At 60.1% G+C, this 24,225-nt stretch carries 24 protein-coding genes; 6 read left to right on the forward strand and 18 right to left on the reverse strand.

All coding sequences use genetic code 11. From position 1 onward, the window contains the following. Positions 1–68: 68 nt before the first annotated feature. The 13 genes from AB4Y71_RS05710 to dapA form a co-directional block, all read right to left on the reverse strand. Positions 69–854, reverse strand: a complete 786-nt coding sequence (locus AB4Y71_RS05710) for an ABC transporter ATP-binding protein (protein ID WP_441718604.1) — start codon at positions 852–854, stop codon at positions 69–71. 30 nt (positions 855–884) lie between these two features. Continuing rightward, positions 885–1,991: a FecCD family ABC transporter permease gene (locus AB4Y71_RS05715; protein WP_441718606.1), complete on the reverse strand. Its 1,107-nt coding sequence runs from the start codon at positions 1,989–1,991 to the stop codon at positions 885–887. Then, positions 1,988–3,250, reverse strand: a complete 1,263-nt coding sequence (locus AB4Y71_RS05720; RefSeq protein ID WP_441718609.1) for an MFS transporter — start codon at positions 3,248–3,250, stop codon at positions 1,988–1,990. Before AB4Y71_RS05720 ends, AB4Y71_RS05715 begins: the two co-directional genes overlap by 4 nt. Beyond that, positions 3,247–4,542, reverse strand: coding sequence for an opine metallophore biosynthesis dehydrogenase (locus AB4Y71_RS05725; RefSeq protein ID WP_441718612.1), 1,296 nt, complete (start codon positions 4,540–4,542; stop codon positions 3,247–3,249). Before AB4Y71_RS05725 ends, AB4Y71_RS05720 begins: the two co-directional genes overlap by 4 nt. Before the next feature lie 3 nt (positions 4,543–4,545). After that, positions 4,546–5,382, reverse strand: a complete 837-nt coding sequence (locus tag AB4Y71_RS05730) for a class I SAM-dependent methyltransferase (RefSeq protein WP_441718613.1) — start codon at positions 5,380–5,382, stop codon at positions 4,546–4,548. Beyond that, a complete protein-coding gene (locus AB4Y71_RS05735; protein WP_441718615.1) occupies positions 5,375–6,283 on the reverse strand; it encodes a hypothetical protein in 909 nt (302 codons plus the stop codon). Before AB4Y71_RS05735 ends, AB4Y71_RS05730 begins: the two co-directional genes overlap by 8 nt. Beyond that, the gene (locus AB4Y71_RS05740; protein ID WP_441718618.1) at positions 6,280–7,299 is read right to left on the reverse strand and encodes an ABC transporter substrate-binding protein; all 1,020 of its coding nucleotides are present in this window, start codon (positions 7,297–7,299) and stop codon (positions 6,280–6,282) included. Before AB4Y71_RS05740 ends, AB4Y71_RS05735 begins: the two co-directional genes overlap by 4 nt. Before the next feature lie 238 nt (positions 7,300–7,537). Further along, positions 7,538–8,440, reverse strand: a complete 903-nt coding sequence (locus AB4Y71_RS05745; protein ID WP_441718621.1) for a glycine betaine ABC transporter substrate-binding protein — start codon at positions 8,438–8,440, stop codon at positions 7,538–7,540. Further along, the gene (locus AB4Y71_RS05750; RefSeq protein ID WP_441718624.1) at positions 8,437–9,168 is read right to left on the reverse strand and encodes an ABC transporter permease; all 732 of its coding nucleotides are present in this window, start codon (positions 9,166–9,168) and stop codon (positions 8,437–8,439) included. The genes AB4Y71_RS05745 and AB4Y71_RS05750 overlap by 4 nt, the downstream gene beginning before the upstream one ends. Further along, the gene (locus AB4Y71_RS05755) at positions 9,165–9,851 is read right to left on the reverse strand and encodes an ABC transporter permease (RefSeq protein WP_441718627.1); all 687 of its coding nucleotides are present in this window, start codon (positions 9,849–9,851) and stop codon (positions 9,165–9,167) included. Before AB4Y71_RS05755 ends, AB4Y71_RS05750 begins: the two co-directional genes overlap by 4 nt. Continuing rightward, the gene (locus AB4Y71_RS05760) at positions 9,848–10,675 is read right to left on the reverse strand and encodes an ABC transporter ATP-binding protein (protein WP_441718630.1); all 828 of its coding nucleotides are present in this window, start codon (positions 10,673–10,675) and stop codon (positions 9,848–9,850) included. The genes AB4Y71_RS05755 and AB4Y71_RS05760 overlap by 4 nt, the downstream gene beginning before the upstream one ends. A 531-nt stretch (positions 10,676–11,206) precedes the next feature. Then, positions 11,207–12,913 carry a ribonuclease J gene (locus AB4Y71_RS05765; protein WP_441718633.1) on the reverse strand — a complete coding sequence of 569 codons (1,707 nt, stop codon included), beginning with the start codon at positions 12,911–12,913 and terminating at the stop codon, positions 11,207–11,209. Between the two features lie 19 nt (positions 12,914–12,932). After that, positions 12,933–13,844, reverse strand: a complete 912-nt coding sequence (gene dapA, locus AB4Y71_RS05770; protein WP_134780957.1) for a 4-hydroxy-tetrahydrodipicolinate synthase — start codon at positions 13,842–13,844, stop codon at positions 12,933–12,935. A gap of 67 nt (positions 13,845–13,911) precedes the next feature. Here dapA and AB4Y71_RS05775 point away from each other — a divergent pair, with 67 nt between their 5' ends. Then, a complete protein-coding gene (locus AB4Y71_RS05775; protein ID WP_441718636.1) occupies positions 13,912–15,084 on the forward strand; it encodes a heparan-alpha-glucosaminide N-acetyltransferase domain-containing protein in 1,173 nt (390 codons plus the stop codon). A gap of 54 nt (positions 15,085–15,138) precedes the next feature. Here the strand turns inward: AB4Y71_RS05775 and AB4Y71_RS05780 are convergent, their stop codons facing one another. After that, positions 15,139–15,594 carry a tetratricopeptide repeat protein gene (locus AB4Y71_RS05780; RefSeq protein ID WP_134780955.1) on the reverse strand — a complete coding sequence of 152 codons (456 nt, stop codon included), beginning with the start codon at positions 15,592–15,594 and terminating at the stop codon, positions 15,139–15,141. Then, on the reverse strand, positions 15,591–16,349 hold the full coding sequence (dapB, locus tag AB4Y71_RS05785; RefSeq protein ID WP_441718640.1) for a 4-hydroxy-tetrahydrodipicolinate reductase: 759 nt from the start codon (positions 16,347–16,349) through the stop codon (positions 15,591–15,593). The genes AB4Y71_RS05780 and dapB overlap by 4 nt, the downstream gene beginning before the upstream one ends. A 195-nt stretch (positions 16,350–16,544) precedes the next feature. On the opposite strand from dapB, the gene AB4Y71_RS05790 reads away from it, so the two are divergent. Together AB4Y71_RS05790 and AB4Y71_RS05795 are read left to right on the forward strand one after the other, a co-directional pair. Continuing rightward, positions 16,545–16,955: a hypothetical protein gene (locus AB4Y71_RS05790; RefSeq protein WP_441718643.1), complete on the forward strand. Its 411-nt coding sequence runs from the start codon at positions 16,545–16,547 to the stop codon at positions 16,953–16,955. A gap of 173 nt (positions 16,956–17,128) precedes the next feature. Then, on the forward strand, positions 17,129–17,779 hold the full coding sequence (locus tag AB4Y71_RS05795) for an alpha/beta fold hydrolase (RefSeq protein WP_441719206.1): 651 nt from the start codon (positions 17,129–17,131) through the stop codon (positions 17,777–17,779). A gap of 70 nt (positions 17,780–17,849) precedes the next feature. Here the strand turns inward: AB4Y71_RS05795 and AB4Y71_RS05800 are convergent, their stop codons facing one another. The 3 genes from AB4Y71_RS05800 to AB4Y71_RS05810 all read right to left on the reverse strand — a co-directional run bounded on the left by AB4Y71_RS05800 (position 17,850) and on the right by AB4Y71_RS05810 (position 20,410). Next, positions 17,850–19,220: a M16 family metallopeptidase gene (locus AB4Y71_RS05800; RefSeq protein WP_441718646.1), complete on the reverse strand. Its 1,371-nt coding sequence runs from the start codon at positions 19,218–19,220 to the stop codon at positions 17,850–17,852. Positions 19,221–19,396: 176 nt separating this feature from the next. Next, positions 19,397–19,789, reverse strand: coding sequence for a hypothetical protein (locus AB4Y71_RS05805; RefSeq protein WP_441718649.1), 393 nt, complete (start codon positions 19,787–19,789; stop codon positions 19,397–19,399). A 129-nt stretch (positions 19,790–19,918) separates the two neighbouring features. Further along, on the reverse strand, positions 19,919–20,410 hold the full coding sequence (locus AB4Y71_RS05810; RefSeq protein ID WP_441718652.1) for an S-ribosylhomocysteine lyase: 492 nt from the start codon (positions 20,408–20,410) through the stop codon (positions 19,919–19,921). A 123-nt stretch (positions 20,411–20,533) separates the two neighbouring features. Here AB4Y71_RS05810 and AB4Y71_RS05815 point away from each other — a divergent pair, with 123 nt between their 5' ends. The 3 genes from AB4Y71_RS05815 to AB4Y71_RS05825 all read left to right on the forward strand — a co-directional run bounded on the left by AB4Y71_RS05815 (position 20,534) and on the right by AB4Y71_RS05825 (position 24,215). After that, positions 20,534–21,094: a phosphorylase family protein gene (locus tag AB4Y71_RS05815; RefSeq protein WP_441718653.1), complete on the forward strand. Its 561-nt coding sequence runs from the start codon at positions 20,534–20,536 to the stop codon at positions 21,092–21,094. A 241-nt stretch (positions 21,095–21,335) separates the two neighbouring features. Continuing rightward, entirely contained in the window at positions 21,336–22,703 is a 1,368-nt protein-coding gene (locus AB4Y71_RS05820) for a short-chain fatty acid transporter (RefSeq protein ID WP_441718656.1), read from the forward strand. A gap of 252 nt (positions 22,704–22,955) precedes the next feature. Then, positions 22,956–24,215, forward strand: coding sequence for a DUF2254 domain-containing protein (locus AB4Y71_RS05825; protein ID WP_441718659.1), 1,260 nt, complete (start codon positions 22,956–22,958; stop codon positions 24,213–24,215). Positions 24,216–24,225 lie beyond the last annotated feature (10 nt).

The following is a 24,225-nucleotide window of genomic DNA, read 5'->3' on the forward strand; positions in this document are numbered from 1 at the left end:
TTACGGCTAGGCCCGGCAGACAGGACAATTGCCAAGTCCGCCTACCGGGCAGGCTACCACCTGTGCTGTCAACTAGCGGCATGTTGCGCCAAGGGCTCATCGGCCATGCTGAAGACCAGCTGCAGTGTGCCATTGACTTGGACTGCTTCGGCGTGAATTCCGTAGACCTGCAGCAACAGATCCGGATCGAGTACCTGCTCGGCACTGCCGGCCGCGACGACGCCACCGCCATCGAGCATCACCAGTTTGGTGCAGTAGCGGGCGGCCAAGTTCAAGTCGTGCAGCACGATGACGGTGGTCGTTCCCAAGCTCCGGAGCATGCGCAGCAGTTCGTGCTGATAGCGGATATCCAAGTGGTTGGTGGGCTCATCGAGCAGCAGGTGATCGGCTTGCTGGGCCAGGCTGCGGGCCACCAAGACGCGTTGCTTCTCGCCACCGGAGAGGGTCGAATAGCGTCGATCTGCCAACGAGCGCGCGCCGACCCTGCTCAGTGCCGCCGCGACGGCCTGGTGGTCCTCGCGGGTGAAGGATGCCAGCGCCGTGCGGTGCGGGGTACGGCCCAGCAAGACCATCTCGGCCACGCTGACTGGAAGATCGGTCGGGGTTTCCTGCGCCACCACGGCGATCCGCCGCGCCAGTTCGTTGCCGCGCAGCGCGCTGACCGGCTGTCCGTCCAGGCTGACCTGTCCGGTTTGCGGGCGCAGTGCCGAGTACAGCGTGTGCAAGAATGAGGATTTGCCGCTGCCGTTGGGCCCGATCAGCCCCACGACCTCGCCGGGGCCAGCGGACAGGCCCACGGACTCAATGACCAGCTTGCCTCCGTACCCCACGGAAATATCGGTTGCGGTAATCATGGTTTTTCCCTGCCTTTCACAAAACGTTGGTCATTGGGCGGAGTTCAGCCGGCGCACGAGGACGAACAGCAGCGGGGCGCCGAGCAATGCGGTGACGATGCCCAACGGCAGTTCCTGCGGCGCCAGCGCGGTGCGGGCCAGCACATCTGCCCAGACCAGGAAGAGCGCTCCGAGCAGCGCCGCCACTGGGAGCAGCTTTCGATGGGTAGAGCCTACGCACAGCCGGGCCACATGCGGGATCACCAATCCGACGAATCCGATGCCGCCGGAGGAAGCTACCAAGGCACCGACGCACAGTGCGGTGACGATCATGACGGCGGCGCGCAGCTTGGCCGGGGAAATGCCCAGCGTTTGCGCGGTGCCATCGCCGATGGCCAGCGCGTCCAGCGGCCGCGACCAGTACACCAGCAGCGCGAGGGTTCCGAGCACCACCACCCAGGTGATCAGCACCGACTGCCCGGTGGCCTGCGCTAGCGAGCCCAGGGTCCAGAAGAGCACCGAGCGACCGGCATTCGGGTCATCCGAAGCAAAGATCAGCAGCGAGGTCAGTGCGTGCAGCACGTACCCCACGGATACGCCGGCCAGCACGAGCCGGGTGGAGGTCATTTCATTGCCGACGCGAGCCAGCAGGTAGACGCCGATTCCGGCGATCAGGGCCCCGGCGAAGGCGCTGGTGGCCAGCGAGGCCGAGCCGATCCCGGCGGTGGCACCGAAAAGAATCGACGCCGCCGAAAGGGTCGAGGCTCCGGAGGTCACGCCCAGCAGGTACGGTTCAGCCAGGATGTTGCGGGTCAGCGCCTGCAAGGCCACGCCGGCCAGTGCCAGCCCGGCACCGACGGCGGCTCCCAGCAGCACCCGGGGCACGCGCAGCAACAGGACGATCGATTCATCCGAAGCGCTCCAGGAGGCCAGAGCAGGATCATCCCACCACTGCGATTTGAGGATGCCCACCACGGCGCCCGGCTCGATGGAAACCGGCCCTAGCCCGATGGCCATCGGCAAGGACACCAGCACAGCGGCCAGCAGCCCGGCGACCCACCACCAGGTCTGCCGGGAGCGTTGGCGGTGCTCCAAATCATCGGCGGAGAACACCAATGCGGCGGGTGCCGCCTCCAGTACGGGTCCTGGTTGCCTCATGATTGGCCTTCCAATATTTCATCGGTGGTTGCGGTGCGCAGGTTCAATGCGGCGAGCAACGCGATCCCGGTCAAGATGCCAAGTACCGCAGCGGCGGCCAAGTATCCGGCCGCGGCCATCGCCGCTCCGGAAGCCGCAGTGCCTAAGAACAAGCCCAGCGACATCCCGGCGGCGTTCAAGCTCAGCGCGGTGCCGCGCACCTGCGTGCAGCGGGCCACCAGCAGGCTCATTACCGCGGCCGAGACGACCGCATGGCTGGCTGAGAGCATCGCGGTACCGGCGACGGCCAGCGGCAGTACAGGTGCCAGGTAGACGCCGAAGAGCGCCACCAGAGCGGTGGCTAAGCAGATGATCATCACCGTGCGGGTGCGGCGTTGGGAATCTTCGGCGTTCAGCATCCGTCCGGCCTGCAGGTGTCCGAGGAAGAAGGCTCCGCCACTGACCGACCAGACCCAGGCGAACCAGCTGGCATCCAGTGCGAACTTGTGCGCGTACAGCGGAGCCAGGAAGGCCAGATGCCCCATGAATGCTCCGGCCCTCCCGAAGGAGACCAAGAGCAGCGCCCGGGCGCCGGGCACCTGCGACAGCAACTTGAAGGCCGCCAGGTATCCCGCTCGGGCCGGTGGCTTAGCCGGCGCGATTTGGGCTGGATCGGCCTGCACGGCGCCGCGGCGGCCGTAGCGCAGGACCGCCGGGATCAACGCGATGCTGATGATGCCGATGGCGATCAGGTTGCCCTGCCAGCCCCAGAACATGGCCGGCAGGATCAGCAGCGGCGCACCTAGCGTGGAGGCCAAGGTCTGGGCGGTCATCACCAAGGTGGCGGCCCGGCCGGCAGCCGGGGTGGTGCCGAATCGATCCGCGGCCGCGGTGGATAGCGCCGGGTAGAGCAGCGCATTGGATACGCCGGTGGCCAGGCAGAAGATGGCCAGCGCGGCGAGACCCGAAAAGGTTCCCACGATGGCGGCGGCGCCCATCAGCCCCAGCGCTGCGGCGGCCACCGTGCCCGGGGCAATGCGTCCGATCAGCGGGGCCAGCCCGATGCCGGCGAGCACCGCACCGACTCCGGCCAGCCCGCGCAGGGTCCCGGTTTCGGCGTAGCCGGCTCCGGCCCAGTCGGCGATGGGCACCAAGAAGGTGCTCAGCACGGTGAAGGGCAGCAGACCCAGCACGGAGGCCAGCAGTGCCGGCCAGATCTCTGCGATGATCCGCCGCTCGCTGGGCAGTGCTTGGATGGTTTCTGCTTCTGGCTGGCTCATACCGCGCTCCCGATGCCGGCGCTGATCATGTCCAAGTCCGCAGCGAAGTCCTGCACGGCAAAAGCCGGCGCGCGGCGTTGGCCCGCCAGCTCGTGTGCAGCCTGCTCCAGAGCCGTTTCGTAGGCGGCCAGCAGCGAGTCAATCATCGGGCAGGGCACGGCCAGCTTCCGGGCGAGCCCGGCAATGATCTTGGTGCGGTAGTAGTCTTCCTTGGGCATCCGCGGCACATCCCACTGGCCCAGCTCGTTTGTGATGACCGGGCGGAAGGCGATGGCCGAGAAGTCGAAGTAGCGTCCTTGGTCATCGGGCTGCGAGAACGGGTCGATCAGCAGCGATGCATAGCGCACGTAGAGCAGGTACTCCTGCTCGATGGGCGGCAGCTGTTCGAAGCTGGCGGCCTGCGCCGGGCTGATGCTCTGCGGGTGCAGCGGGTAGCCGTCCTGGAGCATGAAGGCCAACAGGTTCATGCCCTTCCCGCCCAGCGCGGTGGTGATCGCGGTCAGTTCCCGCCAGGTCTGTGCCAGCGCGTGGATCAGCGCCGGGGTGACCGGACCTTCAGGATAGAGCTTGTAGACGTATTGGATCGGCGGCGCCGGCGCAAAGACTGCACGCAACGCGACCTCGTTGAAGAACAGGGCCGGGTGAACATACAAGGACATGTTCCGGGCTTCGGCTTCCAGAGGCTGGTCCATCAGCTGCACTTGCGTGCCCGCCGCGGCATGGATCGCGCACAGCGCCTGCAGTGCCGGGGTGTACCCGTCAGTGGATCCGGCATAGATGCGGGCCTTGACCCCGGCGGTCAGCACCAGCGCCCCGCCGGTCCCCTCCAACGGGCGGGTGTCCCCCAGATAGCTGGAGAAGCTGATGATTTCCAGGTCCGCCGCCTGTCCGCCAGCGAATTCACGCACCAAGGCGGCCGAACCCAGCGTGGGCGAGAGCAGCACGACGCGCCGCAGCGAGACGAGCACCTCGGGTGCCAGCTCGCGCAGCACGGCAAGATAGGCGTCGGCGGTCACGGCCAGCACCAGGGTGTCCCACCGGCCGGCGACCTGCTGGTATCCGCGATAGCGGTGCGCGAAGCGCACGGTTCCGGCCAGTGCGCCGTGGGCTGGGTTTTGCACCGTGCTCTGCGCGGTTCCGGCGGTGGCGTCCAGCGCGTCGAAGAAGGCGTTCGCGCGTTGCGAGTCGCGTCCTGCGATGCCCCGTTCTCCGGGTAACGTCCCGAGCAGCACGGCGCTTTGCACCGCGACCGGCCCGGTTCCGGCGATGAGGATATTTCCTAGTTCATCCATCGGCTAATTGCTTTCCATTCTCGTGCGCGTCTTGGTGTACAGCGCGATGTCAAAGACCTGTTCGGGTTGGCGGATCATTGCCGAGCAGTGCCACAAGTCCGGGTCCACCGGCTGCAGCGGGTAGTTGAACAGCGATTTCAATCCGTCGCCGAAGCGCATCGCCACCACCACGTCGTCTCGGGTCAGCGCATGCAGCTGGTGCAGCAGCTCGTACTTCACGGACACCGTCGAGCTGAAAACGATGTGGGTGATCTCAGCCAGGAAGTCCAGCTGCTCGATCCGTTCGCCGAGCAGCTCGATATCCAGGGATTCTCCGAGCTGCGCCACGACCTTGCGGCCCAGTTCGAGTGCTTCAGGGTCGATGTCGATGCCCCGTGCGCTGGCCCCGGTGCGTGCGGCGAGGTTCAGCAGGGTCATCGGGAAGGATCCCGAGCCGACCAGCAGCACCGTGCTGCTGGCATCCGGGGCGACCGCTCCGAATTCCTCAGCGATGCAGGATTCAATATTGGCGAAGTAGCCTTCGGCGCCGCCGCCTCCTTCCAGCAGGCGCAGCGCCCGGTACTTCTCGATGATTGCGACGCAGCGGGCGGATTCGCTGCGCAACTGAGCGATGAGTTCCGTTCCGGTGCCGGTGGCGGCCAGCTGTTCGTAGCCCGCTTCATTCGCCGGGTTGGTGACCAGCTGCGAATAGCTGGCCAGCAGCTCTTCGAGCTCTGCGGCGTGGCCTGTGGACCCGTCATAGCTGGCTACTGCCGCGGTGAAGCACTCCAGGTAGCCGCGCAGCGCTCCGGCTAGCTCCCAGGTGCTGCCGTTGAGGGTGATCAGTGGTGTTTCAGTCATGGATATATGCCGTCCCTTCGGCCACGATGTTCACTTCAGTGCAGATCCGCAGCGCGGTGGCCTCGGCGCGGCTGCTGTCTGCGAAGACCTGGGTGGTTCCGCCAGGTTGCTTAACGCTGGCGTTGATGGGGGTGCCGGTGGCGGCAGCCAGGTACGCGCCGACTGCGGCGGTTCCCGATCCGCAGCTGCCTTCCCAGATCATGCTGCCCAGCGCCGGGACGCTGACCAGTGGGGCCAGTTCCTGGCGGTGCCGGTCATAGAGCATGATGCCCACTACGCAGACCGCTTCGCGTGCGCCCAGTTCCATGGCCAGCTGCTGCGCACGTTCACGCAGCAGCGGATCGGATCCATCGCCTTCTGCCACCAGATGCACGGCGCCGGGGTAGCGAACCAATCCGGCGCGCTCGATGCCCGGAACCTTATAGGGCTCGATGCTCTGCGGCCACGGGATCGACAGCTCGCAGCGGTAGCCAGCCTCCGAGGGCTCAACCCGGCAGTGCAATGCCTGCCGGGCCCCGCTGGTTTCAATGAGCAGCTCGGCCCGGTCGGTCCCGGGCCTGGTTGCGGCGTGCCATGCGGCCAGGGACAAGGTGGCATTGGCACAGAATTCGTCCCCGGCCATGTGCAGCCGGGTGTGGGCCTGCCGCTTGCGCGGAGGCAGGATGAATCCGACCTGCTCGGCGTGCACATGCTCGGCGCGCAGCAGCCGGTCCGCGATGGCCAGATACTGCGTCTCGGGATGTCTGCTAGTCACCAGCACGGTCGTGTTCGAGGCCGGACTGAGCTTCACGAAGTCGACAGCGGTGGCATTGCGGACCTGGCATCGGGTGCTCCGCGGAGCACGCGCTGTTCTGCTTGCTGCTGGAGTACTCCGGCGCAGCACCGCAGGCCGGTTGCTCACCGGGTAAGCCGGTCGGCGATCAGTTCCACCCCGTCCACGGCCAGCGGTCCGGGCGAAGAGTAGTAGTAGTTCAGCGGCACGATGCCGTCTTCATCTTCAATGGCAGGCAGGCCCTTGAGCTCGGTACGCTGGCGCAGCTCATCGATCACTTGCTGGTCGGTTTCCAAGTTTGAGGAACCGGTGGGCAGGTACATGGCGAAGACCCTGTCCGCGGCGCTGTCGACCAGCTCTTCGTTGGAAGGTTCGAAATAGCGCTTGGGCACGTTGTTGAATACGTTCTCCATGCCCAGCACTTCCATCTGCTCGGCAACCAGGGATTCGTGGCCGTAGGATCCCAGGGTTCCGGCGGTCGGGACATACAGCGGCAGGCCGCGCTGTTCCTCCTGCTGCGCAACACGCTTCGCTGCGGCATCTACCCGGGCTCGCATGTCCTTGACCGATTGCGCGGCGTGGTCTTCGGTGCCGAATAGCTCCCCGTAGGATTCAACATCCTTGTAGACCTGGTCGAAGCCGCTCACCCCCGAGGTTGAGCGGTCTTCAAAGCCAGCGCAGTATCCGCTGACGGTCAGCATCTTCACTCCAGCCCTTTCCAGCCGCTGGGCCAGTGCGTTCAGGTCGATCCCGGCGGCGATGTCGGTACCGATAACCACATCCACTCCGGAGTCCAGGATCATTTCGTAGGAAACGTCATGCGAATCCTCGATGACCCGCTGTGCGTTGCGCACTGCTTTCTCGGTTTCCTCATCGAAAGGTACTTGGTACCTGCCGGCGTAGTGGGTGATCTTCTCCCCTGCCCCGGCTGCGGTCAGCAGGGCAGGTGCCTCAGATCCGATGGCCAGGACGCTTTGCGGCTCCTGATCGAATACGACTTCCCGGCCGCAGCTGTCCAGGACGGTCTTTTCCGTCTCGTTGCCAGGGACATTCTCATTGGCTGTTCCTGCAGGGGTGCTGCATCCGGTGGCGGTTGCCAAGATGATAGCTGGCACGGCCAGCATCCAGGGGTTAATTCTCTTCATTGATCCTTATTTCCGTTTCTAGCGGCCGGTGGCGGGCTGCCGGTGCTCGGCGCCTCAATAGGCCAACGTTGCTAAACACTAATGAGAATCATTATCAATTGTCAAAACGAAAACGCCCCCGGCGTCCGCCTGGATCGGCAAGGCGGGTGCGTGGTACGGCAAATGCGGCCGCCCTGCCCGGAATTCTCCGGGCGGGACGGCCGCATTCAAAAGTTGCTAACGCACGAGAACTCGCGTGTCAGAGGTCCTGGGCTTCAAGCCATGCCGAGGCGATATCGGCCGCAGATTGTTGCCCTACCGTGCTTTGCACATTCAGTTCTACCAACGTCTGTGCGCTGAGCTTCTGGCTTACCGGGTCAAGCACCGCGGCCAATTTTTCGGACTGCTCCGCCGAGACCAGCGGAACCACGTTCGAGGCCAGGAACAAGGACTTCGGATCTTCAAGGACCACAAGCTGTTCGGTCTTGATTCGCGGATCAGCGGTGAACACATTAGCCACGTTCACCGTACCGGCCACGAGATCTTCCACCGTCGTATCACCTGTCGCAGAGAAGCCGGCCTTCACCCCGTAGGTGCTTTCCAGGCCCTTCGGACCATAGGGACGCTGCTCCAGTTCCGGCGGTCCGCCCACGGTCAGCTTCTTGTCTACATCAGCCAGGTCCTCGATGCTGGTGACCTTGTTCTCTTCGGCAAACTTCTTGGTCACCGTGTAGGAGTCCTGATCCGAAGCTTGAGCCGCTTCCAAGACGGCTAACGAGTCAGGAAGCGCCTTCTCCAGCTCGGAATACACCTCATCGCCGGAACGCGCTTCGGTGTCCTTCTTGTAGAACTGCAGCAAGTTGCCGGTGTACTCCGGGAAGACATCGATGCTGCCGTCTTCGAGCTGCGGCATGTACGCATCGCGCTGGCCGATGTTGAATTTGCGCTCAACTTCCATGCCTGCGGCCTCCAACGCCTGTGCATAGATCTCGGCAACGATTTCATTGGAATAGTAGGCCTGCGAGCCAACCACAATGGTTTCATTGCCGCTGTCGCCCGAGCTGCTTTCTCCAGCCAACGGGTCCGAGCTTGAACAGCCCGCTAGGACCAGCCCGCTGGCCAGCACCAACGCGGTGGCCGGGAGAATTTTCTTCAATATCATGACGGTTCCCTTTCTAAGGTTTTTCGGTATGCAGAGTCTTCAGGCTGAGGCTTCTTTTTTGAGGAATGAAGCCCGCGCGGTTCAGCGGCTTTCTGGGCCAAAGCCAGCACCAGGTCCAGCAAGAGCGCGAGCGCCGCGACCAGCAGCGCTCCACCTAGTACCATGTCGAAGCGGCGCAGGTTCAGACCGCTGATAATTGGCAGGCCCAGTCCCCCGAGGTTCACGTAGGCGGCAATGGTCACCGTTGCCACCACTTGCAGAACCGCTGAGCGGATGCCGCCAACCAGCAAGCCCAGTCCCAAGGGGATTTCGACCTTGAACAGGATCTGCCATTCGGTCATGCCCATGGCCCGGGCCGCGTCGATGGTCTTGCGGTCGATAGCTTCGAAACCGGTATAAGCTCCTGCCAGCAGCGATGGGATCGCCAAGACGACAAAGGTCACCAGCGCCGCTTCGGGCTTGTGCAAGACCCCGAACAGCAGCACCAGCAGGATCAGCAGGCCGAAGGATGGCACGGCGCGGGCAATCCCGGCGGTGGCCACCGCGATTTCCCGGCCCTTGCCGGTATGCCCGATGGCCCAACCAGCCGGGATGGCCACCAGCGAAGCGAGCAGGACAGCAAGCGCGGTGTACAGCAGATGCTGTCCAAGCAGCACCTGCAGTCCCGAATCGCCGTTCCACTGCTCGGCGTCGAAAATCCATTCAAGGGCTTTGGCAATCAGGTTCATGCGTCCACCTGCTCCCCGCTGGCTTGCTGCACGGAGCGCTTGGTTTTGGAACCGCTGGAGTTCCACGGCATCAGCCAGCGTCCTGCCAGGAGCAAGAGCAGGTCGATGACCAAGGCAATCAGTGCCACTGCCAGGATGCCGGCGAAGACCTCGGCGATGATGCGCCGCTGCAGTCCATTGGTGAATAGGTAGCCCAGATTGGTCACGCCAACCAGGATGCCCACCGTAGCCAGGGAAATCGTGCTGACCGCTGTCACTCGTAGGCCGGCAAGGATCACCGGGCCGGCCAGAGGCAGATCCACCGCGAAGAAGCGGCGTGCTGGACCGTACCCCATTGCCGTTGCCGCGGAGCGGGTGGCGGGGTCTACCGAGTTCAGCCCGTCAACGACGCCGCGGACCATGATGGCCACCGCGTAGATCGACAGTGCCACAACCAGGTTTGCTTCGCTGATGGCGCTCATGCCGGTAATTACCGGCAGGATCATCAGCAAAGCAAGCGAAGGAATCGTATAGAGCAATCCGGTCAGGGTCACCAGCGGTCCGCGCACCAGCTTGTACCGCCAGGCAACCCATCCCAGCGGAATTGAGAGGACGAAGCCGATGAGGATCGCCATTGCCGACTGGCGCAGGTGCTCCACCGACAGCGATCCGATCAGGCCCAGGTTCTCCATGATCCAATTCACTGGCTGTCCCCGCCATCCACCAGCCGGCCCTGGGTCCGGCCTTGGCCATCGACCAGCACCGCACCATGTTCGGTGTGCTTCACGCGCAGCGCGCGGGCGCCGCGCTGGGCCCCGATGAATGAAGCCACGAAATCATCGGCGGGGTGCTCGATGATTTCGCTCGGGCTACCGACTTGGAGCTTCTGCGCTCCGGCAGCCAGGATCACTACTTGGTCGCCAAGCAGGAACGCTTCATCAATATCGTGGGTGACAAAGACGATGGTCTTGCCAAGTTCCTTTTGGAGCCGGATCAGTTCTTCTTGCAGTTCGGCACGGACAATCGGATCCACGGCTCCGAAAGGCTCATCCATGAGCAGGATATTCGGGTCCGCTGCCAGTCCGCGGGCAACACCCACGCGCTGCTGCTGGCCGCCGGAGAGCTGATGAGGGTAACGCTGCGCCATGGAGGCGGGCAGCCCCACGGTCTCCATCAATTCCAGCGCCCGCTTGTGTGAATCCTGGCGCGTACTCCCCATGAGCCGTGGCACGGTGGCGATGTTCTCAGCCACCGTGAAATGTGGCAGCAGGCCCGAATTCTGCATGACGTATCCGATGCTGCGGCGCAGCTGCACGGCTGGTTTGGACTCGATGTCTTCACCGTCGATCCGTACCGTTCCTTGGCTCAGCTCCACCATGCGGTTGATCATCCGCAGCAGAGTGGTCTTGCCGCAACCCGATGACCCGACGAAGACTGTGGTCTGATGCGCGGGAATCTGCAGGCTGAAATCATCGACCGCTACGGTGCCATCGGGATACCGCTTGGAGATGTTTTCGAACTCAATCATGCGCACCTCGGCTCGGTTGCTTCGCTCCGAATCGTTGGGCAATGCCTTGGCATAAGTCGTCTCCTTGAGGTGGCGTTGAGCCTAATTCTGCCTCAAAAGTGCCCTGACAGCATCCAATGCCAGCGATTACCCATGTCGGTAATTTCACTGCCTCCCCTGGTTCCGGGAAGCTTGCGCATAGGATCGAATGGAACTTTACTATCTACTTTGGAGGAAAACATTGCGCAAACGAATACTGGGCCTAGCCGCCGCCCCGGTGATTCTGGGATGCTTAGCACTTTCAACGCCAGCTACCGCCGGCCAGCATGCGCCCGCACCATCTGGTGAGTGGAATTCCGTGATCTTGATGGACGCTGAAACCGGAGAAGTGCTGAATTACGAGAATTCTCCAGCCGTAGAGGACTCGACGACTGCGGCACACCCATACCTTCAATTCGTCGGTTGGCACTAAAGGACTTCTGTGTCCTTGCCTGCTGGCAGACGCAAAAATGCCCCGGACCATAAATGGCCCGGGGCATTTCCGGTAAGAGCTTAGGCTTCGAGAACGACCGGAACGATCATTGGGCGGCGGCGCAACTTGCGCGAAACCCACGAGCCGATCACACGGCGGGTGATCTGCTGCAGCTGGTGCGTGGAGTGGTTCGGGTTATTGCTAACCGCTTCCACAATCGCAGCTGCGATCTTCGGCTTGATCTCGTTGAACACCGAGTCCTCTTCGGCCACGCCGCGGGCGTGGATATCCGGACCGGAGATGATGGTGCCGTTCTGGCGGTTGATCACGGTGATGACCGAGATGAAGCCTTCTTCGCCCAGGGTGACGCGGTCCTTGAGGTCATCATCGGTGATGGTGCCGACCTTGGAACCGTCAACGTAGACGTAGCCGCATTCGACCTGTCCAACCAGCTGAGCGACGCCGTCCTTCAGGTCGATGACCGAGCCGTCTTCTGCCAGCAGCACGTTTTCCTCGGGAACACCGGACTGCGCAGCCAGGCGGCCGTTGGCGATCAGGTGGCGGGTTTCGCCGTGCACTGGAAGCACGTTCTTCGGGCGCAGGATGTTGTAGCAGTACAGCAACTCGCCGGCCGAAGCGTGGCCCGAAACGTGGACCTTGGCCATGCCCTTGTGGATGACCTCGGCGCCCAAGCGCATCAAGCCATTGATCACGCGGAAGACCGAGTTCTCGTTGCCTGGAATCAGGCTGGAGGCCAAGATGACGGTGTCGCCCGGGTTGATCTGCACCTTGTGCTCGCCGTTGGCCATGCGCGACAGTGCTGCCATCGGTTCGCCCTGCGAACCGGTGGACATCAGCACGACCTTGTGGTCTGGCAGCGAGTCGATCTGCTTGAGGTCAACCAGCACGCCCTGCGGCACTTCGAGGTAGCCCAGGCGTTCGGCGATGCCCATATTGCGCACCATCGAGCGGCCGATGAAGGCCACCTTGCGACCGTGCACTGCAGCGGCATCCAGCACCTGCTGCACGCGGTGAACGTGCGAGGAGAAGGAAGCGACGATGATGCGGCGGCGGGCTCGGGCGAACTTCGCTTCCAGGACCGGGCCGATTTCGCGTTCTGCCACGGTGAACCCTGGCACCTCGGCGTTGGTGGAGTCCGGCAGGAACAGGTCCACGCCTTCCTCGCCCAAGCGTGCGAAGTGGCGCAGGTCGGTGATGCGGCCATCCAGTGGCAGCTGGTCCATCTTGAAGTCGCCAGTGTGCAGCACGGTGCCGGCTTCGGTGCGCAGGAATACTGCCAGTGCGTCCGGGATCGAGTGGTTCACAGCAACGAATTCGCATTCGAAGTTCCCGATCTGCGCGACTTCGCCTTCAACAACGATGTTGCTGTTGGCCTTGATGCGATGTTCTGCCAGCTTTGCTTCAACGAAGGCCAGGGTCAGCTTCGACCCGTACAGTGGGATGTCTTCGCGCAGGCGCAGCAGGTACGGAACAGCGCCGATGTGGTCCTCGTGGCCGTGGGTCAGCACAACGCCAACCACATCGTCCAAGCGGTCCTTGATGTAAGAGAAGTCCGGCAGGATCAGATCCACGCCAGGCTGGTGCTCTTCCGGGAAGAGCACGCCGCAGTCAATGATCAACAGTTTCCCGTTGAGCTCGAAGACGGTCATGTTTCGGCCGACCTCGCCCAAGCCGCCGAGGGGAACGATGCGCATCGTTCCCTTCTTCAGCTTGGCCGGAGTCTGCATGCGTGCAGCGTCGGCCTTGCCTACTGAACTCTCAGTCATAAGTGGTTAGTCCCTTTCGTTACAGATCCCATCCACCTTCACGTAAGTCCGCGCGGATGGCATCGAGCTCTGCGTCCGACGGTGCCAACAGCGGCAGTCGGACGACGGTGTTCGGCAGGACACCCTGCCAGTGAAGTCCATATTTTGCGGCCACGGCGCCCTGAATGTGGCCCATGATGCCGCGCTGGATCGCGTCCAGCTCAAAGTGTGTGGTGCGTGCAGTCGCCAAATCTCCTGCATGCATTGCATTAACTAGCGTACGGTACTTAGCCGCTGCAACGTGAGCGGTTACCGAAACCACGCCGACAGCACCTGCGGCCATCAGTGGCAAAGTCAGCCCGTCATCGCCCGAGTAGACGTGCAGGTCGGTGTTGGCCAGCACGGTGGTGGTGGACTGGTAGTCGGCCTTGGCATCCTTCAGGGCAATGACCTGAGGAATCTTGGAGAGCTCAATGATGGTCTCCGGTGCCAGCGAGATGCCCGCGCGCCCTGGGATGTCGTAAAGCATGATTGGCAGTTCAACTGCTTCGGCGATGGCTTTCACGTGCGCAATGACGCCAGCCTGGCTTGGCTTGTTGTAGTAAGGAGTGGTCAACAGCACACCGTCGACCCCTGCTTCCTTGGCGGCCAGCGACAGCTTGATCGAGTGCCGGGTGTCATTGGTCGTGGAACCGGCCAATACCGCAGCACGATCTCCGACTGCGTTGACGACGGTACGGAACATTTCAATGTTCTCTTCATCGGTCAGCGTCGAGGTCTCGCCGGTGGTGCCGGTAACAACCAGTCCGTCGCAGCCATCGTCAACCAGCTTTGTGGCCAGCTTCGCCGCCAACGCGTAATCGACTTCACCCGCTTCGTCGAAGGGCGTGACCATGGCGGTCAACACGGTGCCGAACGGGTATGCCTGATTATCAATTGCACTTGTAGCCATGGGTTTAAATCTACACTCGCGCATGTTGCAATGGCATCCTTGGTGCAATTCGTGGTGCGATGTTTTCATGAACGAAACGCGTAGTTCCCGGCGGCTGCTGGGCGTGGATGCAGCCCGGCTTGTTGCGATCCTCGGGATGTTCGCGGCGCATATTTTTCCACTGTACGAAACCAGTGGCATACCCGCCTACTCCCCAACGTTTACCGGGACTTTCGCCTCTGGCCGAGCATCAGTTTTGTTCATGGTTCTAGCTGGTTTATCGCTGACTTTGTTGTCAACTTCTTTGACTCGGAAGAGGTTTTCCCACCCTAAGGTTTACTCAGTCCTCGTCTTGAGAGCATTAATTATTGCCGTGCTCGGAATGGCGATTGGGTCAATAAATGAAGACATTGCGATCATACTTGTCCACTATGGGCTACTTTTTCTATTGCTTCCACTAGTTCTAAAGCTCCCAAGGATAACCATTTGGGTAGTCTCAGCCCTTTGGCTGGTCTTGACGCCAATTCTTTGGCGGCCGCTGGCAGCAGCCGCTTTGGGACAGTCGCTGGGACACAATCCAAGTTTCGGCGACCTGCTCAATCCCCAACTGCTGTTCAAGGACCTCACCGTCACCGGGTATTACCCCTTGCTTGTTTGGTTAGGCTTTGGCTTGCTCGGGGTCGCCCTGGGAAGCTGCAACTTGCGCAGCAAGAAGACGGCGGGACTGCTCGCCTTAGTCGGATCACTCATTGCGATTCTGACCTACATCGGTTCTCGTCTTATCAGCCTGCAGAACGCAGAGCTCATTGCTCGCGAATTGAACCTCAAAGCATCCTTGGTTCCCACCATGATCACCACCGGCCGCCTGCCCGGCATGAATCTAGAACCTCTGCTCGACCACAGTGCCTACCTCTGGCTGCCTACTGGCCACAGCAATTCGTTGCTTTCCACACTGCACAATGCTGCCTGCGCTGTGGCGATCATTGGACTGCTCCTGCTGATCATTGGCTATCTCGGTCCACTGGGACGGATTGTGGCCGGAGCGGGCAGAGCACCGCTAACGCTGTACGTCGGGCATCTCATCTTGTTGCCGGCAATGCAGGACTATCTGGAGCCTTCGACCATCTGGTGGATCTTGGTGGCAGCCACAGCCATATTCGGGATATGGCTTGGCTTCAGCAAAGCATCTGGACCGCTTGAATATGGCGTTCGAGTGCTCAGCGGAGCAGATGTCGACGCCGCGGCAAAGAACAAACTTTAAAACGATAGTCCGGGCTCTGATGAGCCCGGACTATCGTTATGTTCTTGGTATGCGCTACCGCTGGTTAACGTTTTGGTCGTTACGCCAGAAACCGATCGCGGTACGCAGCGATTTGCGCGCACGTGGCTTGTCGCCGCAAGCCTCATAAGCCAGCGCCAGCCTGTACCAGGATTTCCAAGATTCTGGATTTTCTTCGACGTCTAGCTGATGCCTTGGGAAATCAGCATCAGCAGCCGAGCGAATGAACCGGCCCGATGGCATCCGAGGCAGGTCCTCTGGCAATTCGCCGGAGGCAGCCAATGACTTGCCCATCTTCTCGGTGCGCAGGCCGAAAAGCACTTCACGGATGAGAATCCAGACGCACAATGCAGGAATAACCAAAATGGCGATGCCCATGATCTGTGCGACCAGTTCCCCGGTTTTCAGCAGGCGGATTGCTTGGGTAAAGGTCATGCCGATGTACAGCGTGAACAGCAGCAGAATGCCGCCTACCCACAGTTTGGTTTTCACTGGCCCAGCTCCAAGTATCCGTCAAGGCCATAAGTCAGCCCAGGGCGCGAGGCTACGGTGCGCAGGCCCAAGAGCACTCCTGGCATGAACGAAGCACGGTCATAGGAATCATGGCGCAAGGTCAGCTGCTCGCCTGGTCCGCCAAACAGGACTTCCTGGTGAGCTACGAGGCCACGAAGACGTACCGAGTGCACGTTGATGCCATCTACCACGGCCCCTCGTGCGCCATCTAGCTGGGTTTCCGTAGCATCCGGGCTGGCAGGCAACCCTGCGGCTTCACGCGACTTGGCAATCAGCTCTGCGGTACGCACCGCGGTGCCGCTGGGTGCATCGACCTTGTTCGGGTGATGGAGTTCAATGATTTCCACGGATTCGAAGTACTTTGCGGCCGTGGCGGCGAAAGCGCTGGCGAGCACGGAGCCAAGGGCGAAATTCGGTGCAATCAGCACGCCTGCTTCCGGGTGCTCAGCGAGCAGCGCTTCCAGATTTGCACGGCGTTCATCGTCCCAGCCGGTCGTACCGACAACAGCATGAAGTCCGTTCTCAACGGCGAATCGAACGTTGGAAACGGTTGATGCTGGAACGGACAGATCAACGATGTGGGTTGCTCCGGATTCGAGGATCTGAGACAGGTCATCGCCTCGTCCCAGCTCTGCTACCAATTCCATATCTGCAGCCTCAGTCACGGCTTTGACCGCTTCTGAGCCCATTCGTCCGGCCGCGCCGAGCACGGCTACCTTGATCTGTGCACTCATAGGCTTAAGCCTATCGCCATGACACCATCAGCCTTACCAACGGTTACGTGATCTGCCCCGAGTTTTGCAACGGGCAAACTGCAGCCAGTTGCCAGTTGCTGATATCGGCTCGTGCCTTACGGCCAGTCCGACTTGTTTTGCCCAGCTAATAGGGGAAAAATATGTTTCAGTAGTCGCCAAGTAGTAAGCAGGGCCATGGGACAGAAAATTAAGCGTACTGGTTTCGGTGTGGGCACAGCGCTCACCGTAGCCTTCGCGATCACGTCATGCGGTTTAGCCAGCGAACCGACCGCCCTGTCCGACGAAGACCAGGCCTCGATTGTTGAACTCGTCCAGGAGCAAGGAACAGTCATCGAAGCACCGACCTGTAGCGTCGAGGTTTTCCGTATTGAGGATTCCACGACTTACGGCTGGGCTAGTTGCGCGCCATCCAGCAACGAATCGGCCGATGCCATGGCACAAGTTGATGCCTTCCCGTTCCGCATCGACGGGCAAGATCTTCGCCGTCCGGACGACGGGTCCAAATTTGATGAAGACGTCAAAGAGCTCTTCCCCGAAGATCTTCGGTCTGCAATCAATCAGCATGCCACCGGAGCACGCAGCTAATTTTCCGCTCCGGCACACCATTTGTGGTGCGCCGGCTCGTTACCCTAACCAGTAGCTTGTGCGCGCTAATCGCACGATGAAAGGCCGGCGTGCGGCATAAATACTTCGGGAAACTGCCCGAGACCCTGAAGACCAGGCTCTCAGTACGAATAGCTGGCCGGGGTCCTGACGTGGTGCTCATTCACGGTCTGGGAGCATCTAGCCGGTATTTCACTCCCCTAGCCAACATCGTGGCAAAAAAGTATCGTGTCATCGTCCCCGAGCTTCCAGGACACGGCAAGAATCTCGACGACGGCCGTCCCGTAACGGTGGAGCGATTTGCCCATGAAATAGCGCTGGCAATGCGTGAGTTGGAAGTTGAGAACGCTATTGTTCTGGGGCATTCCATGGGAGCGCAGGTTGCTATCGAGCTGGCACGCGCGTGGCCAGACTTGGTCAAGCATCTGATAATTGCAGCTCCGGCAGTCAATGACCGGGAAGCTACGCTCGTCAGGCAAGCACGACGGATCATTGAAGATTTCCAGCACGAATTAAACTCTGTGAAAGCAATTCTTCTGGTCGATTACCTGCGTTGCGGGATCCCCTGGTGGGCTAAGAGCTGCGCACAGATGCTGGAGTACTCCACTATCGAAATGCTGAGGACAGTGCGCTGTTCGATAGATGTTGTGTGCGGAACCCGAGATCCTTTATCTCCCCCAGAATTCGGTCTTCGCCTTGTTGCTAAAGCACCGCAATCCAACCTCACCGTCATGCGCCAGGGAGCACATGGCTTCAACTTCTCCCATGCACCCGAGCTTGCGGACCTCATCGACGCAGTGCCCTAAGCCGCTACCAACGAAGTTGCCCCTGGTATCCAACTGAGACAGTCAGATGCCAGGGGCAAAAAAGCGTGTTCTAGAGGCCTAGTGCAGCTTCATTTTCAAATGGTCCCACCACGGTAATGACGCGGTCCTTAGCGGCCAATTCGCGAGCGAGCTCTTGCACATCCTGGGCGGAAACCGCATTGACGCGAGCCAGGGCTTCGTCGATGTCTTGGAATTCGCCGGTGATCATTTCTGCGCGGCCCAAACGCGACATGCGGCTTCCTGGATCTTCCAAAGCCAAAACCGTTCCACCAGAGAGCTGGCCCTTGGCCTGTGCCAATTCGCTTTCAGTGATCCCGTCTTTGGCCAGTCGATCAAGTTCGGCGCCCAACAGCCCAATAACCTTGGCGGCCTTAGCCGGGGCGCAACCTGCGTACATGCCGAAGTAGCCGGCGTCGGTGTAGGCCGCTGAGAAGGAATAGGTCGAGTAGACCAGACCGCGCTTCTCGCGAATTTCTTGGAACAAGCGCGAGCTCATGCCGCCACCAAGCACAGCGTTGAGCACTGCGAGTACCTGACGTCGGTCATCATGACCGGTGATGCCTGCGCAGCCAATGATGATATTGGCTTGTTCGCCGGGGCGGTTGATAACTTCCAGACCAGCCTTCGAATTAATCTTCGCTGGTTCGCCCATCCGGCGCGGTTCTGGAACGGCCATTGGGTCCAGTTCCCAACCGGCTTCAGTCAGTGCCTTGAGTACAAGTTCGCAGAGTTTGTCGTGTTCCAGAGAACCGGCAGCGGTAATGATCAGTTCGCTTGGACGGTAGTGGGCACGGTAGTGCTCCATGACTGCCTCACGGGAGATTTCCATGATTTCTTCAGGAGTGCCCCCGATGGGGCGTCCCAACGGATGGTCGCCCAGCACGTTGGCTACGAAGCGTTCGTGGGCGACATCCATCGCGTCATCGGCGTCCATAGCCAGTTCTTCAATGATCACCCCACGTTCTTGCTCCAGTTCCTCCGGGTCGATCACGGCAGAAGTAACCATGTCGGCAATGACATCCAGTGCCATTGGCAGGTCGGTGTCTAGCACGCGAGCGTAATAGCAGGTCGATTCCTTGGCCGTAGCTGCGTTGGATTCGCCGCCAACGGCGTCAAAGGACTGCGCGATTTCCAGCGCGGTGCGCTTGGCAGTGCCTTTGAACAGCAGGTGCTCGAGGAAATGCGTGGAGCCGTAGTGGCCATCTTCCTCGTCGCGGGAGCCCACGGGCACCCAGAAGCCCACGGTGGTTGACCGCTGCCCGGGCATTGCCTCGGTCAGTACTCGTACGCCGCCTGGCAAGATGCTGCGCCGGACTTCAGAGCCGCCTTCGCCGCGGTGGACCAGGGTTGGGTCCGCGGGGTCAATCGGGGAAAACTGGGTGGTCTCCACCGAATGCAACGGCAATGGAATCATGGCCACGTAGATACGTCCTTAAATCATTGAGAAGAGCCTTTCAGGCTCAGTGCACTGTCTTTCATTCTCCCATAGTGGCGCGGAGATAAAGCAATAGCTCAGCGGTGACGGAGCCATCACATTCTGCTCCGCTACGAGTTCGAAGCGTTGTCCCGGCCGTGCTTGTCGAACCCGCGGGCTAACTATGATGCGTCAAGGTATCCACGTTGCGCGGCATCGGCGCATACAGGGGTCTGGCGCGCTGGATCATTAGAGGCACAGGAAAGGTAAACGGTATTCGCTGCTGCTTCTGTATCTAGTTCTTGATATCCCATTGATCCGGGGTTGGAGGAGACAGCACTGCTCCACTCATCGAGGTTTTTGCATGCACCCAGAGAGGCCTGTTCAGCTTCCTTGATCTGCTTTTCCGGTGTTTCAGGATCAGACCAGGCTTCGTTCTGCTTTTGAATTGCACTCTGGCATTCCTCGCTGATGGTCGATGTTCTTACTGCATCGAAATTTGCACAACCACTGATGGATATTGCTATGGCGGCTAGTACTGCTGCTAAGGAATGAACTTTGCGCATGCTATTCATGCTACCGATGTAATCCGTTGAATCGCTGACTCGGCCGCTTTCGGTTCCTCTGTCCGTTAAGCCAACGAGACAAGGAAATCCCGCACGCTCCAAACGGAACGCACGGGACTCTCGACTTTCAGCTAGCGCCTAGGCAAGCTTGGAACGATCAAATGCATCAAGGCTGATGCCCTGCTCCAAGATAACCTTGGCCCATTCACGAGCCGAGTGCAGGGAGTGGTCGCGGTAGTTGCCGCAGCTGACCGCTTCGGTTCCAGGAACATCTTCCCAAGTAACCTTCTCAGCGATGTCTTCCAGCGAGCTCTTGATGGCAGCGGCGACGACCTCCGGGGTTGGCTCGCCCCACAGGATCATGTGGAAGCCGGTGCGGCAGCCGAATGGCGAGAAATCGATGAGGCCTTCCATGCGGGTACGCAGCAATCCAGCCATGGTGTGCTCGATCGTGTGCAGGCCGGCAGTCGGGATCTCACCGTGGTTTGGCTGCACAAAACGGATGTCATAGTTGGTGATGGCATCGCCCTTAGGCCCATGCTCCACAGCGATCCTGCGCACGTACGGTGCCTTGACCTTGGTGTGGTCAAGGGCAAAACTTTCAACTTCAGCAAGTTCAATATCACTCATGCATAGAGTCTATCTGCTCACCGTAGAGCGAATCGAGGGCTGCAGGCGAGTCGTAACCGATAGACTTCTGAGGATGTTCGGGACAGTGCAACGCCCGGACTGATTTCTTCAGAGGGGAATTTCATGTCGGACCAGAAGTCCTTGCTCGTCTTTGCACACGCAGACGAAGCCGTAGCATTCGCAGATGTCGAGCACCTGATCTCTGGTGTCGGGAAGGTCAATGCCTCGGTAGCGTTGGCTGGCGCTCTCGCCAGCGGGGATATCAAGAACGTAGTTGTTCTTGGTACTGCTGGCGTGGTTGGCCATGCCGATGAAGACCGCCCCAGCCTGGATACCATTTACCAGATCACCAAGCTCATTCAGCATGACTTCCCGTTGCCTTCGGCCGATGTCGACCCAACTGGTGAAGTATTACTTCCAGATAACAAGGTCACCATGGCTACCGGTGATGTTTTCGTTTCCGATGACGAGCAGCGCATCCACATCAAGTCGCTGGGCGCCTCGCTGGTCGATATGGAAGGCTATGCCTACGGGAGCATCTGCCAGCGCTTCAACGTGCCATTGCAGATCTTCAAGATCCCTTCCGACTACGCCGATGATTCGGCGTCGATCGACGAGTGGGATGAGATTGCCAAGCAGAAGAGCGTTCAGCTGCGCGAGTTCTACGACAAGCACCTGAGCTAAGCATCAGCATATGGCGTTAAGGCCATGCGCAAGCTTTGCTGGGCACCCGGTTGAATCCAACCGGGTGCCCAGTTTTTTAGGCCTCTTGTCTTGATGATGCCCTGTTCTGGCGTCCATCGCGCTTGAGGCACAGTATCCCCAATATGACGCACCTCACTAGGTATTGTGAAGCACGCAACATAGAAGTTCACAACGAACCATCAGCGCTCCGGCCTTCACCTAGACACGAGGTACCGTACTAATGAGCACAGCTCCCTCAAAACGAAGCGGCACCACAGCTTCACGGGCAATGCGCCCGGTCAATAATTTGGTAGAAAAGTTCATTCCGTCGGCACTGGTTTTCGCCATCGTGCTGACGTTCATCGTCGCACTCATGGCATTCTTTGCCACGGGCTCCGGTCCAGTTCTCATCGTTCAAAGCTGGGGCGATGGCTTGGCAGGTTTGCTCAGCTTCATGACCCAAATGGCCTTGGTTCTGATGCTCGGGTTCATGCTCGCCAACACTCGCCCGGTCCGCAAGCTCCTGCGCGCGTTGAGCAGCCTGCCTAAGTCTGCATTGTCCAGCTATCCCTTTGTCTTCTCAGTTTCTGCGGTCGCATCGTTGATCACGTGGGGTTTGGGTTTGGTCGTAGGAGGTCTGCTCGCCCGCGAAATCGCTGCCCAGGCCCGGGAACGTGGATACCGCGTGCATTTTCCGATGCTGGTTGCTTCCGGCTTCGCAGGCTTTGTCATTTGGCATATGGGTTATTCGGGATCAGGGCCGCTTACCGCTGCGACCCCTGATTCCTTTATCTCCAAGCAGCTAGGTGCTCCTCTACCGATCTCGGAAACCACATTCTCCACCTGGAATCTCATCGCAATCGTCGCAACTATCGTTGTGGTGGGCTTGGCGCTATACCTGGTGGCACCTCGCGGAGATGACAAGATTTTCGAACTGGCTACTGATGCTCGTGAAAAGCTCATCGAATTAGACGATGAGGTCAGCACGCCTGCGGACCGTGTCGACGCGAGCCGCATTCCAACGTTGCTACTGGGCCTGAAGCTGCTGGCCTACTTGATCATTCATTTCACCAAGGACGGCACGCTGACCTTGGACGTGGTCAATTGGTCCTTCTTATGCTTGATTCTGCTCTCGGTCCGCAATCCATTCGAACTGATGGCGCTAACGAAGAATGCGGCATCTAACGTCGGTGAGATATTGCTGCAGTTCCCGCTCTACGCAGGCATTTTGGGCATCATGACCGGAACCGGACTCATCGAGGTTATTTCTGAAGTCATGATTTCCATTTCCACTCCGCAGACTTTTGGCTTGCTGGCCTTCCTCTCTGCCGGTGTCGTAAATTTCTTCGTTCCCTCCGGTGGTGGGCAGTTCGCCGTACAGGCACCGATCATGCTCTCGGCTGGTTCTCAGCTTGGAGTAGATCCGTCCATTCCCATCATGGCCATCGCGTACGGGGACCAGTGGACCAATATGATCCAGCCGTTCTGGGCTTTGCCCCTTTTGGCGATCGCTGGACTCAAAATGCGCGATATCCTCGGCTACACCACAATCGTGCTCATTGCTTCAGGGTTGGTCTTTGGAGCGACCATGCTGATCATTTCGATGTAGTAGTTCCGAGCGATTATCCACGAGGCAGGCGCGGATCAATGACCGTCCAATTGAAACACTTAGCTGGACGGCTTTTGTCCGGAGAAATACAGGGGACCCTTGCCTGCCCGAAGGTCTCAGGGACCTGGACGCTTGACGTAAACTCAGCTCAGGTACTTTTTTCCTAGCTGGTAAGCGACGTTGATCAGTCTGGGAATTAGAAAAGACTCCGACTGCGACAGTGGAGTATGAGGGGGATGCATGGTTCATTTGATGACTTACGTGCGGGAGTCGCTTCGCGGCATATGGTTCCGTGCCACTGTTTTCACCATTGCGGGCATTGTCCTAGCCATGTCCGCACCGCTGCTCAGCGGTCTCATTCCCGAGGGGCTCTCCAATGCATTCGGAAATGATGCAGCCGGGACGCTCTTGCAGATTCTGGCGTCCTCGATGCTTGCGGTTACCACGTTCTCGCTTACCACCATGGTCTCGGCCTACTCTACTGCGACGCAGATTGGCACTCCACGTTCCATTCAGCTGCTGATTGCGGACCGGACTTCGCAAAATGCCCTATCGACATACGTCGGCGCCTTCGCATTCTCCATCGTGGGAATCATCGCGTTGTCCATTGGAGTCTATTCAGATTCCGAGCGGGCGTTTTTGCTCTTAGGCACCATCTTGGTCATCGCCATGGTCTTGGTGACGCTTCTGCGTTGGATATCGTTCCTCACGATTTTTGGCCGGATGTCGGACATTATCGACCGCGTCGGCAAGGCGTCTTCCAAAGCCATGCAGGAATACGCGAGCCAGCCACTGCTCGGTGGACAGCACTGGGTGCAGCCTCCGGCCAGTGCGATCCCCGTGGAAGGTACTGGCTCTGGATTCATCGTCAAAGTGCACGTGGCCGAACTGCAGCGTATCGCGGAATCAGAAGGCTGCCAGATCTGGGTTGAGCGCCGTACCGGTTCCAGGATCTTCGCCCAGCACCCTGTGGCGTACCTGAGCAAGCCCGTGTCGCAAGAAAGCCACCAGGCGGTGCAGCGCGCGTTCACCATTGCTGCGCACCGGACCTTTGAGCAGGACCCTCGTCTGGGACTGACGTCATTGTCAGAAATTTCCAGCAAGGCTCTCTCGCCGGGCATTAATGATCCTGGAACAGTGATCGAAGTGCTGGCCGCCACTCATAAAGTTTTGGACATCGCGCTCACCGCGATGGCCACTGAAACACCTTCGGCTCCCCTGGTCCATGTTCGCCAATTGGACCCGCGTGATCTACTGGAGGATGCATTCCGCGCTACTTCTCGTGACGGTGCAGCGAACGTTGAAGTCATGATGCGGATCCAAAAGGAGTTAGGGGCATTGATCGCAATTGCCGATTCTTCCTGGGACGAGGCGTTGAAAGCTCTAGCCGTTGATTCTCTACGCCGGGCTGAACTCTGCTTGGAACTAGAAGAAGATCTGCGCGAGGTCCGGCTCATGCATCGTCAGGCATTGTCCTCGAACGGGATCAGCAAAGACGCTGGGCAGGGCTAGCTGCCTGCAG

Origin of the sequence: Glutamicibacter sp. MCAF14, assembly GCF_052114325.1 — a bacterium.
Taxonomy (GTDB): Bacteria; Actinomycetota; Actinomycetes; order Actinomycetales; family Micrococcaceae; genus Glutamicibacter; species Glutamicibacter arilaitensis.

What these genes read in the sequence shown, in the direction of transcription:
- AB4Y71_RS05810 (WP_441718652.1), bottom strand. Translation starts at nt 20,410, where the DNA reads ATGAGTGATATTGAACTTGCTGAAGTTGAAAGTTTTGCCCTTGACCAC.
- AB4Y71_RS05750 (WP_441718624.1), bottom strand. Translation starts at nt 9,168, where the DNA reads ATGAACCTGATTGCCAAAGCCCTTGAATGGATTTTCGACGCCGAGCAG.
- AB4Y71_RS05720 (WP_441718609.1), bottom strand. Translation starts at nt 3,250, where the DNA reads ATGAGCCAGCCAGAAGCAGAAACCATCCAAGCACTGCCCAGCGAGCGG.
- AB4Y71_RS05825 (WP_441718659.1), top strand. Translation starts at nt 22,956, where the DNA reads ATGACTTACGTGCGGGAGTCGCTTCGCGGCATATGGTTCCGTGCCACT.
- AB4Y71_RS05725 (WP_441718612.1), bottom strand. Translation starts at nt 4,542, where the DNA reads ATGGATGAACTAGGAAATATCCTCATCGCCGGAACCGGGCCGGTCGCG.
- dapB (WP_441718640.1), bottom strand. Translation starts at nt 16,349, where the DNA reads ATGAGTGCACAGATCAAGGTAGCCGTGCTCGGCGCGGCCGGACGAATG.
- AB4Y71_RS05775 (WP_441718636.1), top strand. Translation starts at nt 13,912, where the DNA reads ATGAACGAAACGCGTAGTTCCCGGCGGCTGCTGGGCGTGGATGCAGCC.
- AB4Y71_RS05820 (WP_441718656.1), top strand. Translation starts at nt 21,336, where the DNA reads ATGAGCACAGCTCCCTCAAAACGAAGCGGCACCACAGCTTCACGGGCA.
- AB4Y71_RS05760 (WP_441718630.1), bottom strand. Translation starts at nt 10,675, where the DNA reads ATGATTGAGTTCGAAAACATCTCCAAGCGGTATCCCGATGGCACCGTA.
- dapA (WP_134780957.1), bottom strand. Translation starts at nt 13,844, where the DNA reads ATGGCTACAAGTGCAATTGATAATCAGGCATACCCGTTCGGCACCGTG.
- AB4Y71_RS05715 (WP_441718606.1), bottom strand. Translation starts at nt 1,991, where the DNA reads ATGAGGCAACCAGGACCCGTACTGGAGGCGGCACCCGCCGCATTGGTG.
- AB4Y71_RS05815 (WP_441718653.1), top strand. Translation starts at nt 20,534, where the DNA reads ATGTCGGACCAGAAGTCCTTGCTCGTCTTTGCACACGCAGACGAAGCC.
- AB4Y71_RS05790 (WP_441718643.1), top strand. Translation starts at nt 16,545, where the DNA reads ATGGGACAGAAAATTAAGCGTACTGGTTTCGGTGTGGGCACAGCGCTC.
- AB4Y71_RS05740 (WP_441718618.1), bottom strand. Translation starts at nt 7,299, where the DNA reads ATGAAGAGAATTAACCCCTGGATGCTGGCCGTGCCAGCTATCATCTTG.
- AB4Y71_RS05745 (WP_441718621.1), bottom strand. Translation starts at nt 8,440, where the DNA reads ATGATATTGAAGAAAATTCTCCCGGCCACCGCGTTGGTGCTGGCCAGC.
- AB4Y71_RS05805 (WP_441718649.1), bottom strand. Translation starts at nt 19,789, where the DNA reads ATGAATAGCATGCGCAAAGTTCATTCCTTAGCAGCAGTACTAGCCGCC.
- AB4Y71_RS05710 (WP_441718604.1), bottom strand. Translation starts at nt 854, where the DNA reads ATGATTACCGCAACCGATATTTCCGTGGGGTACGGAGGCAAGCTGGTC.
- AB4Y71_RS05765 (WP_441718633.1), bottom strand. Translation starts at nt 12,913, where the DNA reads ATGACTGAGAGTTCAGTAGGCAAGGCCGACGCTGCACGCATGCAGACT.
- AB4Y71_RS05730 (WP_441718613.1), bottom strand. Translation starts at nt 5,382, where the DNA reads ATGACTGAAACACCACTGATCACCCTCAACGGCAGCACCTGGGAGCTA.